Annotated in this window: 13 protein-coding genes; all 13 read right to left on the bottom strand. The window is 44.6% G+C overall.

Features of this window, described 5'->3' with window-relative positions:
• Position 1: 1 nt before the first annotated feature.
• From BQ5364_RS09610 to BQ5364_RS09670, 13 genes are read right to left on the bottom strand one after another with little or no spacing between them, the layout of a single operon-like run.
• Entirely contained in the window at positions 2-256 is a 255-nt protein-coding gene (locus tag BQ5364_RS09610) for a hypothetical protein (protein ID WP_071144202.1), read from the bottom strand.
• Positions 249-2,519, bottom strand: coding sequence for a phage tail protein (locus tag BQ5364_RS09615; protein WP_071144203.1), 2,271 nt, complete (start codon positions 2,517-2,519; stop codon positions 249-251). Before BQ5364_RS09615 ends, BQ5364_RS09610 begins: the two co-directional genes overlap by 8 nt.
• A gap of 12 nt (positions 2,520-2,531) precedes the next feature.
• Positions 2,532-3,227 (bottom strand): phage distal tail protein, encoded by a 696-nt coding sequence (locus tag BQ5364_RS09620; protein WP_071144204.1) that lies wholly within the window; start codon positions 3,225-3,227, stop codon positions 2,532-2,534.
• A 9-nt stretch (positions 3,228-3,236) separates the two neighbouring features.
• Positions 3,237-6,602 (bottom strand): phage tail tape measure protein, encoded by a 3,366-nt coding sequence (locus BQ5364_RS09625; protein ID WP_235837157.1) that lies wholly within the window; start codon positions 6,600-6,602, stop codon positions 3,237-3,239.
• Positions 6,603-6,618: 16 nt separating this feature from the next.
• A complete protein-coding gene (locus BQ5364_RS09630) occupies positions 6,619-7,146 on the bottom strand; it encodes a hypothetical protein (protein WP_071144205.1) in 528 nt (175 codons plus the stop codon).
• Positions 7,143-7,460 (bottom strand): phage tail assembly chaperone G, encoded by a 318-nt coding sequence (gene gpG, locus BQ5364_RS09635; protein ID WP_071144206.1) that lies wholly within the window; start codon positions 7,458-7,460, stop codon positions 7,143-7,145. The genes BQ5364_RS09630 and gpG overlap by 4 nt, the downstream gene beginning before the upstream one ends.
• 29 nt (positions 7,461-7,489) lie before the next feature.
• Positions 7,490-8,125: a major tail protein gene (locus BQ5364_RS09640; RefSeq protein ID WP_071144207.1), complete on the bottom strand. Its 636-nt coding sequence runs from the start codon at positions 8,123-8,125 to the stop codon at positions 7,490-7,492.
• A 2-nt stretch (positions 8,126-8,127) separates the two neighbouring features.
• Positions 8,128-8,490 (bottom strand): hypothetical protein, encoded by a 363-nt coding sequence (locus tag BQ5364_RS09645; RefSeq protein WP_071144208.1) that lies wholly within the window; start codon positions 8,488-8,490, stop codon positions 8,128-8,130.
• A gap of 9 nt (positions 8,491-8,499) precedes the next feature.
• Positions 8,500-8,949, bottom strand: coding sequence for an HK97-gp10 family putative phage morphogenesis protein (locus BQ5364_RS09650; RefSeq protein WP_055287256.1), 450 nt, complete (start codon positions 8,947-8,949; stop codon positions 8,500-8,502).
• Between the two features lie 29 nt (positions 8,950-8,978).
• A complete protein-coding gene (locus BQ5364_RS09655) occupies positions 8,979-9,296 on the bottom strand; it encodes a phage head closure protein (RefSeq protein WP_071144209.1) in 318 nt (105 codons plus the stop codon).
• Positions 9,293-9,601 (bottom strand): head-tail connector protein, encoded by a 309-nt coding sequence (locus BQ5364_RS09660; RefSeq protein WP_071144210.1) that lies wholly within the window; start codon positions 9,599-9,601, stop codon positions 9,293-9,295. The genes BQ5364_RS09655 and BQ5364_RS09660 overlap by 4 nt, the downstream gene beginning before the upstream one ends.
• Positions 9,602-9,651: 50 nt before the next feature.
• Positions 9,652-10,884: a phage major capsid protein gene (locus tag BQ5364_RS09665; RefSeq protein ID WP_071144211.1), complete on the bottom strand. Its 1,233-nt coding sequence runs from the start codon at positions 10,882-10,884 to the stop codon at positions 9,652-9,654.
• A gap of 20 nt (positions 10,885-10,904) precedes the next feature.
• A complete protein-coding gene (locus BQ5364_RS09670; protein ID WP_071144212.1) occupies positions 10,905-11,732 on the bottom strand; it encodes a head maturation protease, ClpP-related in 828 nt (275 codons plus the stop codon).

An 11,732-nucleotide genomic window follows, 5' to 3' on the forward strand; every position in this document is an offset into this window, starting at 1 on the left:
ATTATTCCTCCTTTGCTGCCTGTGTCGCTGTTTGTGCTGCAAGTAGCATGTCAAGTTTCTTGTCAATACTCTGCAAGAGTTCTGTGTTTGTCTCCTCTGTTGATTCCCTCGTCACAACCTCTGCTGTTTCGTTTGGTCTTGAGTTGTCGGCAGCATCTTCCGGAATTTTATACTCCGGTTCTGCTGCTCGTTTGACTTCCTCCGTCTGAATATTTTCGTCATTCATCTGCATTTCTTTTCCTCCTGTTTTATCCATTGCTCCATGTTCCGGACACTAATATTCCTCTTTTGAACTCAAGCGTCGCCGTTGACCACTTTGTCAGTTTCCCGTCGCTGCCTACTTCTAAAGGTTGTTTGAATGTTAGCGTTCCACTTATTGAGCCATCCTCAAAACTTACATTCCTTAATGTGAAGAAATGCATGTTGATGTCTGCCCCTGCATGTAGCATGTTCGCCTCGTAATTTCCACACTGCTGTGTGCAGTACGACCATTTCATTGTGTACACACTTGCATTTGCACTTTCTTTGTTTGACCATGACATATAGGCGGTGTTGCTCTCTATATCAAAGACAAGTCCTCTCTGACTGTCGTTGTCTTTCATAGTGTTCGTTCCGATTTTCCCGACATAATATCCGTCACGATAGAAATGAGTTCCGTTGTAGTCAAATCGTGTTCTTTTTTGGTTATCCGTAATCGTTCCGGTGTACATTGTGATTGCGGTCGAATCAAACTGCATGTACGAACTGCCTTTGTTGAATGCAATTCGGACATTGTATGCATTCTGTGTGATAAGTGTTCCGAAATCATCCTCGTTCACCTTTTTGTTGACCTCGGAGGTGATTTCCTCCGCAGTCACTTGAATTTTTGCATCCGCATACAACGAATACAGACCCAACACCTCAATATCTGTAATGTACACTGGTGCATTTTGAGTATATGCGTAAATGTAAACGTATTTCGTTCCCTCTGATACCGTGATTTCACGCTCAATCGTTGTGAACTCTTTACTCTTTAACGCTCCGGATGATGTTGTTGAATAACTTCCCAACGCTCCCACCTGCACCCTTGCCGTGCTTTCGTACCCTGCTGCTGTTGCTGCCTTATATCTCACACGATATGTTCCCGCAGGTATTTTCCCTAAATTCTGCCGTATATACGAACCGCTTGAGGATGTTTTCAGTATTTTCGCAACCGTTCCCAATCCGGACACATCCATCACGGCATTGTTCGTCTCATTGCTGTTGTACCAATTATCATCAAGTCCGTTTGAAAAATCTCCATTCACAACATAGTTGTGCATTGAGTTTTCCTCAACATGCTTTACCTCTTGAGAAATCTCCTCTTTCGTGGCTTTTATCAAGGAATCCATCTGCACGGATGTATAATAATTTTTCAGAGTGTAGGCAACACCTGCCTCGACTGCCTCTTTCGATGCCGTGATTTTGGTTTCAATCTCCTCCGTGGTCGAATAGTTCTCAAGGACTTTCTTGGTTGCCCTGTTGGAGATGGAGACCGCCTCCTCTGTGGCTGCTGCCGTCTCCTCTTTCTGAATCTCTGCGAATGTCTTTCTCGCATTGGAAATCTCAACCATGTTCTTTTCCGATGTCTCCGGATATTCCGTGATTTTGACAATCCTCTGTTTTTCTTTCGTTCTGGTTTTCTTTGACACAAGTGTGACCGTGTCTCCGATTCCGTATGAAAGAATGTCTTTGTATTTTTCTGACGCTTTCGCAAGGTCGACCACCTCCGCAGTATATGCCTTGTATGGTCGTGACATTTCCTCAATTTTTGCCGTCGCATCCTCAATCAGACTTGTGGTGTTGGTGTATCGCTCATCTTTCCACACATACGCCTTGATTTTGGAACTATACTGAAAATTGTCGATGTAATCTTTTCCGGTCAACCATTCCGGCGTGATGCCGTCCTTGCCTATCGGATAGATTCTTGTATAAAAATCATAGGTGTCGGATTTCAAAGATATTTTCCGGAGGTTCAATCCCTCCATGAAATAACACCCTCTGTCACTTCCTATCCTGTCATAAATGTCGATTGTCTTTGTCAGTGAGCGAATGATGCACTCACAACGGTATGTCGTGAGGCACTTTTGCAGGACATCCCATGCCGTGACACTTTCCTGCTCGTCAATGGTTCTTTTCTTTGTGACTGTGCATGTTCCGACATGCCACCCCGTACCCTCGAACGCAAACTCAAGACACGCTTTGATTGTCTGTTCATCCGATTCAAACCCATACGGGAACGCCGTTCCCTCCAATTCCTCCACGTTGAGGACGGCGGTGTATTTGTTGAACTGTTCCCCTTTTTCGACTGCTTTGAGAACAAATTCGTCCGTTTTAGTGCGTATATAATATTCTTCTTTGAGCAGGTCAACCAACGCTCCCGATGCAGGATAGTCAAACGTCAATTCCTTATCTCCGGAATCCAGTGTCGTGGTGATTGCCCTATCCTTGAATCCGGACAGTGTTCCGATTCTTTTCTTTTTATCATCAAAAATCTGCAACGCTCTCACCTCCTAAATCCACATCGGAGTATATCTGACCGTCACTCTTGCCTTTGTGTTGGAGAATATGAGTGCCGTTTCTCCTGCCTTTAATACCGGAAATTCCCACAAATCCACCTTGTCAAATGCGTTCGCCCCGTCTATCGTCACAAGTCCGGTTTTTGCATCTATCACAACCGTTTTTCCTGCTGCAAGGCTCTCAACAATGATGTCCTCTCCCAGTCCGGTGATTGTGTAATTCGTCAAGGTGCTTTTTGCATATACCTCCACAACGCACGGAGTGTCTCTTGTACCCACTTTATAGAACGATGCGGAGGTTTTCCCGTCGAATGTGATTGAGAGGTCGTCATCGACGAAAAAGCCGTCAAATTCCACGTTTACGACGTACCTCTGTTTCACATTCTTTTTCTCATAGTCATTTGATGTGATGAACCCGATATATGTTCCTTTGTAGCCGTCAAGTTCCAACCTGCACGGCTTTGTGAAATTCATCATAAATTCTGATGCAGAACGGATGATGCTGTTCCTGTCCTTGCCCTTGAAATAGATTGACAGTTTCAAATGACCCATCTGAACATCTGTCTCAAGCTCTGTCGGGAGTGTTGCTCCCGACAACCATTCATAATTATTCATGATTGAGGGAGGCTGCACATCGGCGGTCAACTGTTTTGCGTTGTACGCTCTGATGTCTGTTCCGTTTATCTTCATCGCCTTGTTTTACCTCCCTTTCCTTTTGTCTGTGACCATCTGTGCATCAACCCTTGACACGGTTCTGCTTGCAACCTCGTCTCCGTCGATGTATGTGTGATTCGTCACATACACAATATTTGATTTTTGAACTGCATCCAGTTTCTTGTCGAGGATGTTGTTCAATTTGTTATAAAATTCTGCAAGTGGCAAGATTGCCTCGTCGCCTGCCTCGCCTCCTACCATGAGGCTGCTGCCGTTGATTCCGAACACAGTCGGATTTGTCATGATACCGCCGGATTTATACCACTGAATCGAGAATGACGGGAGTGAACCCTTTCCTCCGATTCCGTATGGTGCTTTCCCTCCGCTCACGCTAATATGAGGCAGGTTCAAGTGTGGCAATGACCATTTGAAATTGAACGCCGATTTGATTCTTGACAACGCACCTGTCACCGCTCCGTGTGCGGATTCCATCTTTGAGGAGAATGATGATTTGATGCTCTCCATCGCAGACGATGCGGTCGATTTCGCACTCGCTAATTTGCTTGAGAATGCCGATTTGATGCTGTCAAGTTTTCCACCTGTCAGAGTGTTCGCCGTACCCATGAGAGAGTTCATTGTGTCTTTTATGCCCGTAAACGTAGCAGACACAATTCCCTTGATTCCCCCGCCTTTTTCACTGTATGCGGATTTCATGTGGTCGAGTTTTGTTGACACATTGGACTTTGCTGTTTCCATGAGGGAGGTCGCTTTGTCCTTTATATTCGTGAAATCAGTCGACCATTTTGATTTTATCTCCGAAACTTTTGAGGAGAATCCGGATTTGATTTCCGTCAATTTATTCGTTGCATTATTTTTCCATTCCGTCATTTTTGTCGTGACGGTGGTTTTCATATTCTCCCAACCTGTCGAGACATTGGACTTGATGTCTGAAACCTTTGTCGAAAAATTTGACTTGATTTCATTCAGTTTGTTCGATGCGTTGGTTTTCCATTCCGTCATTTTTGTCGTGACGGTAGTTTTCATATTTTCCCAACCATCGGAAACCTTTGTTTTGATTTCCGATGTCTTTTCAGAGAATTTTGATTTGATTTCAGAGAGTTTTCCTCCGGATAAATTATCAACGAATGTGAATCCTGCTGAATAATATCCTTTGATTCCCTCCCATCCGGCAGCGACAACGCCCTTGATACCGCCTCCGTTTTCTTCATAGGCGGTTTTCATGTTCCCCAGTTTTTCCTTTGCCGTTTCGGTCGCTGCCGACATGACATTATGAACTGTGTCCTTTACGCCGTTGAATACTTTCGAGGCTGCTTGTCCTATTGTGCTGTTTTTTATGCTGTCACCGATTTCCTTGACCTTATTTGTGACCGCCTCTTTCGCTTTCGTGAACGCTCCCGTGATGGTCTCTTTGATTGCATTGAATTTTTCCTTGATGTTGCCCCATAATTCGGACAGTTTTTCCTTGACCGTATCCCAGTTTTTGTATAAGGCGACACCTGCTGCAATCAGTCCGGCAATCAGTGTCACAATCAGAATAATCGGACACAAGTTCATGACTGCATTGAGTGCCGTTTGTGCCACCGTCATTCCTCCGGTTGTTGCCGTGGCTGCTGTTGTAGCTGCCGTATGTGCTGCCGTGGCTGCTGTTCCTGCCGTATCTGCTGCCGTTCCTGCTGCCGTGGCTGCTGTCTTTGCCGTAATCTTTGCAATTATCTTTGCAGCTCCGGACACAAATTTCTGTCCGGTCGTTACCGTGTCAGAGATTCCCTTTGCCACTTTTCCGAATCCGATTGACAACGGACCGATAGCAGCGACCACAAGACCAACTTTGAGAACTGTTTCTTGCTGTGCCGGAGAGAGCGACGTGAACCATTGTGTCAACTCTTGAATCTTTCCGGTCAATTTTTCAATCATAGGTGCTGCGGATGTCTGTGCTGTGGATGCCAGTGTCGACAACGCCAGTTTTGCGTTGTTCATCGCAACCTTTGCATTGTCAATCGGGTCGAGTGTTCCGTTGTAGGTGTCCTCGACTGTTGAACCGTATTCCTCCATTGATGACGAAAGACTGGTGAGGTCAATTCTGTTTTCACGAATTGCCTTTGTCATTTCCGCAGCACCTTTTTTTCCAAACAATTCCGTTGCAATCTGCATCGCCTCGGTCTCTGTCTTTGCGTTCTTGATGCTGCCGATAGTATCTGACAACGCCTCGTCCATTGATTTTCCCTCTGATGTGGCGTTCTGTAATGCTTTTTTCAGACCCGCCATTGCTTGAGTTGAATCAACACCGTTTGCGTCGAATTGAGCCATCAAATTGATTGCTTGAGGCAATGACAATCCCATTTCTTTGAATTGAGCGTTGTTGTCGAGGACATATCCCTCTAATGTATCAACAGAGATTCCGGTTTCCTGTGCCTTTGCCGTGAGCAATCCTAATAGATTCCCTGTCTGTGATGCATCGACGTTCCACGCTTTCATGATTTTGTCAACTTGGTCAACTGACTGTGTGACGTTTGTTCCGTTGATTGTTGCAAACTGTATGAACTGTTTAGAGGTCTTTTCAAGTTCCGTTCCGGTTGTATGGAATCTTGTGTTGACTTCTCCGATTGCCTCTCCTACCGTTGACATATCCTCCGGCATTGTTCCGAAAACATTATCCGCAGACTTTGTCAATCCCTCAAGTGCCTCTCCGGTTGCTCCGGTCTTTGTCACTATGGTGTCATAACCCTCGTCGAGTTCCGTGAATGCTTTGATTGATGCTGCACCAATACCCGCAATTCCGGCAGAGACAACCGACATTTTCTTTCCGAAACTCTCCATCTTTGTTCCCGCCGTATCGCAAGCGGTCGCAAATTTTTCAAGTTTATTATCTTTTAACTGGTCATTAACATTTTTCAGTTCTGCCTCCATGTTCATGAGGGCAGTCTTTGACTTTTCCGTCTTTACCGTCTGATTTGCAAGTGCGGTCTCTGTCTTTCCGATTGCTGTCTCATTTGCGGTGAACTCTTTCTCTAACTTGTCGAGTTCATCCTTGAGTGCTTTTGACTGCTCGGAGTTCTTTCCGGTCTCTGCCGTTGATTTCTCATAAGCCTCTTTCGCAGCATCAATCTTTGTTTTGAGTTCCTCCTGCTTTGTCTTTTGGTCTGACAGTTTCTTTGTCAACTTCTCCTGCTGCTCACTGTTCAACTGCACGATGTTCTTTTGCACCGTGATTTTTTGAGTGAGCGATTCGGCTTTTGCCTTGAGGCTGTCTGTTTCTGACCCGAACAACTTTGCTTTCGTCGCTGCCGTCGTATATTCCGCAGACAAGACTTTCATCTGCGATGCTGCCGATTTCATTTGTGATTGATAACTGCTCGAATCTGCCGATATTTTGACGCTTGTATAAGCCATTCGGTCGCCTCCTCTCTTACTGATTTTCGTTGATTGTATCTAATTCAAATTTTAAGTAGTCCAACAACGTGACAATGTTCTCTTTCATGCATTGACTGTATGAGTTTTTCAATAGCCGAATCGCAATTTTCACAACACGGTCAACAATTTCCCCGCAGACTTTCCATTGATTTTCCTCCGGTTGTTCATCCTCGTCCTCATATCCGTTTTCACGGTCATAGTCATCGAATGCGGATGCCTCTTTTTCTACCTGTTCAACCTCGACAATGCTCAACATCTTCTCTGCAACAATGTTCTGCATGATGAAATGAACCGTCTTGATTGCCGTCAGAAATTCAACTGCATCAATCTCCCCAACTGCTGCAAGCGACAATTCATTCCCGAACATCTCCTGCATTATCTTTTTGTTGAAAAACATCACTCCGGAGAATTTCTCCGTGTCATTCTTTTCCATGAGACTGATGTATTTTTTATACTGTTCTACCGTTACGGAATTGATGAAAAGTCTCTCACCTCTGCAAGTGACCTCGATTTCCGGTATCACTTGCCACTCTGAAAATTTTTCTCTATCTTCTCCATACGTTTGGTGAGGTCGTCGGCGATTCCCATGTCGATGAACTGGAACTCAAGAATCAAACCTGCTGCATCAAGTCCGGTCTCCGGATTCTTTAATTCCTCAACGGTGAACTGGTCTCCGTATGCTTTGCAGATAAAAAGACCCATCGCCTCAATGTCCTGCTTTGAATATCTCTGTTTTGCGTCGATAACCTCTGCAAGTTCGAGATATTCCGTGTATGTGTCGATTGACATTTTCGGCATTGTAAACTCTTTGTTATTGACTATAATTTTTCTTTTCATGATTTATCCTCCTGTTATATATCCTCTTATTAGCCTAAACCGCCGTTTTTCTCCTGCACTTTGCTGAACCAATTCTTGATTGCCTCTGCTGCCTTTGTATCTTCTGTTACAAGGTTTGATTCATCAACAGAAATCTCATATGCATTGTCAAGACTTCTCTCATAGAATGAACCCTTGACGCTCTTTGTTTTCGGAGACAGTTTTCCCTCTTTTGTGCTTGCCTCCTCGCTGATTCCCTCTGCAAACTTTCCGGCATACAACCACTTGAAATCATACTTTCTGTTGAGTTTTCTTTCTCTCCATCCGACAGCGACCTCCGGTGCTTTGTCGTCTGCCGTCTTTACGAGGAAACCATTCTCATACAACTGACCGAAAAGAATCTGTCTGTCCTGTGGTGCAAGGGCGTTGACCTCAAGTTCGATTTCAGTTCCCTCATATGAATTGATGACCTCCTCTGTTCCGTCGTCAGAGTAGATTTTCTCCGAACTCCATTTTTCATCAACTTTTGCTTTGATTGCTCTTGCCAGTTTGACCGGAGTTTCTGCAACGTATGCTTTCGCATCGTTCTGTGTGAGTTTTGCGATGTAGAAATCTCTACAACCGCAAGTTCTACTTCTGACAATCTTCTGTTCTGTTTCGCTGACCTGTGTTACTGTTTCGCTCATGTCTATTCCTCCATTTCATAAAACTTTGAAAACCTTTGTGCTTTCATATAGATTCCGTCCTCCGGCTTTGAATCGTCTCCATTCCTGCCGTCAAATGAGAAATCATTTTCTTTCATGAGTGACTTGATTTCCCTCGCAAGTTCAACCTCGTCATTCTCTGAAAATATAGTGACCTGCACTGACAGCGTCACTCCCTCTGCATCGTCGTCCGAAAAATTCTCGTCGTTTTCTCCCAAATCCCACAATGTCACATGTCTGTCATGGATGTTTTTGTTATACCATCCTTGCATCACAATGATTCTCCTGTCTGATATTGGTTTCAATGCGTCGGATGCATCTTTGATGATGTCCGGACTGCTGCTCATGCTCTCACCTCATTTCAATGTGTTGTCTAAATATGATTGATATTCCTGTTCTGCGATTTTTTGCAGTTCCGCATCTGCCTCACGCCCTGTTGCATAGATAAATTCTTGAGGCGGGCGATAGATAGTTCCCCAGTTTATGAATTTCACATAAAAATGTTCGCTGTTGTCCGACTTTTCCCATCCAACATCCGCAGACGCTCCGGTGTCTTTCACCTTGACCGCTCCTAGTGGTATGCTGTCCGCTGCATGTGATGTCACGGATGACTTTGAACCAAATCCTCGACCGGACAATTTAATGTCCGCAGATTTCGGAATCTTGCCGGACATGATGTTTTTCACGACTGGTTCGCTTTGCTTTACAATCTTTTGATTGACCTCTTTTATGTCCTCGTCGCTTGCTGCGTCCTCAAATGCTTTCATGAGTTCTTTCAAGCCTTGAAATTCCATCTCAATTTTCACTGCATCACCTCCGGTGTCAGATTATGACACTACGCTCCCGCTCTGCATTTCAACTGATATTTCCTGTCGTCTGTGAACATCGGACACGCATCATATATCTTGAACTCAACGCCTTTATACACTGCATAGAACTCTTTCAGATTCAATCTGATTTCCTCCATCTTGTCGCAGGCTCTTGTTTCAAACACAATCGTGTTCTCAAGACCTATCTGCAACGCATTGTATTTCTCGTTTGTTCCCAAACTCTTGACATCGCACCAACATGAGAAAAAATCCTGTTCCTCCTGCTGCCGTCTGCCATCAACAACGCTTGTTGTCTTGCGAATTATCTTGATTCTGCCTGTCATTCTGCTGCACCTCCGTATATTTCTTTCAATAGCATGGAGGAAACGGCAGCAGAGAGCGTTTTCGTGTCGCTCCGGTACTTGTCACGGTTGTCGTACAGTTCTTTCACGGACATAAATGCAAGCAGTTTTTGACGGCTTGTGAGGTTGTTCCGGTCGAAATTCGGAATCAGTTCCGTCATTTCATCCAGTGTCGTGTCAAACATCAATTCAAGGATTTCGATGTCGTCATCATAGTCGATGTGACAATATGTCTTGCATGTAGCAATCAGACCGCCTCTGTACTTCTCTTTTTCTTCATCCGTCATGTTCTCACCTGCTTTCAATAGCAGGACGGATTCACCGCCCTGCTGCCATATTACCCGTTGATAACTTCTGTAATCTGACCCTTGATGACTGCTCCCTTGTCAACAGGCTGCACATCGAAACGGTCACGCACCTTGATTCCGGTCATGTCCTTATCCCATAAACCCGCACCTTTGTCATTGAGGTCGATTGTGAGGACATTTCTGTCAAAGAGTGTGACTGCCTCTTTTAAGTCACCGCAGAAAATAGGATGCTTGTACCCGTCGATTGTGTGACCATCGGTGTTCATAATCTTCTCGGATGCAAGAGTTTTCTTTGATAATTTGATGATAGGATATTCACCGAAAAGCATCTTTCCCTTTGTCTGCTGTGTCGGGTCTTTCTGTAAAATATAGTTGCCGTCTTTATCCTTTAACTTGTCAAGGTAGTTGAAACCGCTCTGATTTGTGATAACAACTGCATTGTCAGCGATTGCAGGGTCTAACTGCTCATTGAAAATGTCCTTGAGGCTGTCAAGGTTCTCGACTGTGACCTCTTTCCCTTTTGTCATCTCGTTGAGTACCTTGAGAATCATTGCGTTACGGGTTGCCTTTGTTTTCTTGGCAATCCATTTGTTGATGTATGCCATGATGTTGGATGCTGTGTCCTCAAGTAACTCTGCTGTCATCTTGAGGATTCCACCCTTTTTCTTTACCTTGTACTCAATCGGTAAAAATTCCGGTTCGTCCATCTCCGGAAAATCCGCAGCCTCGTCAACATTGTCAAATGGTGTTGATTCTGCATCAACCTCAATGTTTCGTGTTCCTGTCTTAGTTGTTACGCCCTCGACATTGACATACTGTTCAAGGTTGTCGGATGAACGACGCAACTCGATGATGTCTGTTCTGATGTCCTCCGGAATTGTCACGCCGATTCCGACCTCTCCCTCACTTCCTGCGGTTGTGTCGGATGTGAGTGCATCCTTGTACACCTTGATGTCTGCCTCGTCTGCCTCTTTGTGCAGGAATCCGGCTTTGACAATGTTGACAAATGATTTCACGATGTTCTTTTTGTCCGGCTTGACATCCTCGCCGACCTGCTTTGCAGTTCCATCCTTGACCTTGTTCTCGATGCCGTCCTGCTCGTCCTCGTCCAAATCATAGAGGAGGTCGAATCTGTTCTGTAATTCTACGAGTTCCTCCTTTGCTGCTCTTGCCTTGTCGAGTTTTCCATCGTTCACAAGGCTCTTGACTTCATTTTTCTTGTCGTTAATCTGCTTTAATAACTTCTGTAATTCCTTATTCATGACTTTCTGTCCTCCATTTCTTACATACCATAAAGGTATAAATCATCAAGAATCTGCTGCTTTTCTGCCTCGATTCTCTGTTTCTCTGCCTCTGCTGCTGCATTGTTCCGGTTTTCCAATTCCGCAATTACCGCATCGACAATGTCCTTTGTGTCGATTCCCTTGAGTGCCTCCGGAATATTGTTGTATTTCTCGAAAAAGTCAGATGCACACGCTGCAACTGCTGCCTTTTCCTCGATTTCAACATTGAAATACTGCTGCATCTTCTTACTGTCGAACCATGTCTCATTGCTCATGAGAGATTGAATTTTGTCTCTTGTGACACCCTCCTGCACATGCTCCATGTAGACATCAAGAATTGAATCCTCGCAGAGATTCAACTGTTTTATGACTGCCTTGAAATCATCTGCGTTTCCGTATGCCATGCACAACGGTTTGTGAATCATTGCTTGAGCACCTGTTGCAAAATGCAGTTCGTCACATGCAAACATGATGACTGATGCAATGGATGCAGCCATTCCGTCAACATATCCGACTTTGTGTCCGTCATATCGCTTTAACTGGTTGTAGATTGCCAGTCCTGCAAATACATCTCCACCGCCGGAATTGAAATAGATGTCAATGTCCTCATATCCATCTAACTGGTTGAGGAAATCTGCGATGTCCTGCGGACATCTGTCCTCCTCGTACCACATGGATTCCCATGTCGCTGATACAATGTCACCGTAGAAATACAAGGAACATCTGCTCTGCTCCTCGTCCTGCTCTAAATCCAAATATCCGACATTTTCAACTTTCCCGCTGCGTTTATTCTTCTTTGTAAAATCAAAACGTCTCTTTTTTGGCAT

This window comes from Coprococcus phoceensis (assembly GCF_900104635.1).
Taxonomy (GTDB): domain Bacteria; phylum Bacillota; class Clostridia; order Lachnospirales; family Lachnospiraceae; genus Faecalimonas; species Faecalimonas phoceensis.

Bases quoted from the DNA above. Each gene is read 5' to 3' on its own strand.
- BQ5364_RS09610 (WP_071144202.1), bottom strand. From the start codon at position 256: ATGGATAAAACAGGAGGAAAAGAAATGCAGATGAATGACGAAAATATT.
- BQ5364_RS09620 (WP_071144204.1), bottom strand. From the start codon at position 3,227: ATGAAGATAAACGGAACAGACATCAGAGCGTACAACGCAAAACAGTTG.
- BQ5364_RS09625 (WP_235837157.1), bottom strand. From the start codon at position 6,602: ATGGCTTATACAAGCGTCAAAATATCGGCAGATTCGAGCAGTTATCAA.
- gpG (WP_071144206.1), bottom strand. From the start codon at position 7,460: ATGAAAAGAAAAATTATAGTCAATAACAAAGAGTTTACAATGCCGAAA.
- BQ5364_RS09640 (WP_071144207.1), bottom strand. From the start codon at position 8,125: ATGAGCGAAACAGTAACACAGGTCAGCGAAACAGAACAGAAGATTGTC.
- BQ5364_RS09645 (WP_071144208.1), bottom strand. From the start codon at position 8,490: ATGAGCAGCAGTCCGGACATCATCAAAGATGCATCCGACGCATTGAAA.
- BQ5364_RS09655 (WP_071144209.1), bottom strand. From the start codon at position 9,296: ATGACAGGCAGAATCAAGATAATTCGCAAGACAACAAGCGTTGTTGAT.
- BQ5364_RS09660 (WP_071144210.1), bottom strand. From the start codon at position 9,601: ATGACGGATGAAGAAAAAGAGAAGTACAGAGGCGGTCTGATTGCTACA.
- BQ5364_RS09665 (WP_071144211.1), bottom strand. From the start codon at position 10,884: ATGAATAAGGAATTACAGAAGTTATTAAAGCAGATTAACGACAAGAAA.
- BQ5364_RS09670 (WP_071144212.1), bottom strand. From the start codon at position 11,732: ATGCCAAAAAAGAGACGTTTTGATTTTACAAAGAAGAATAAACGCAGC.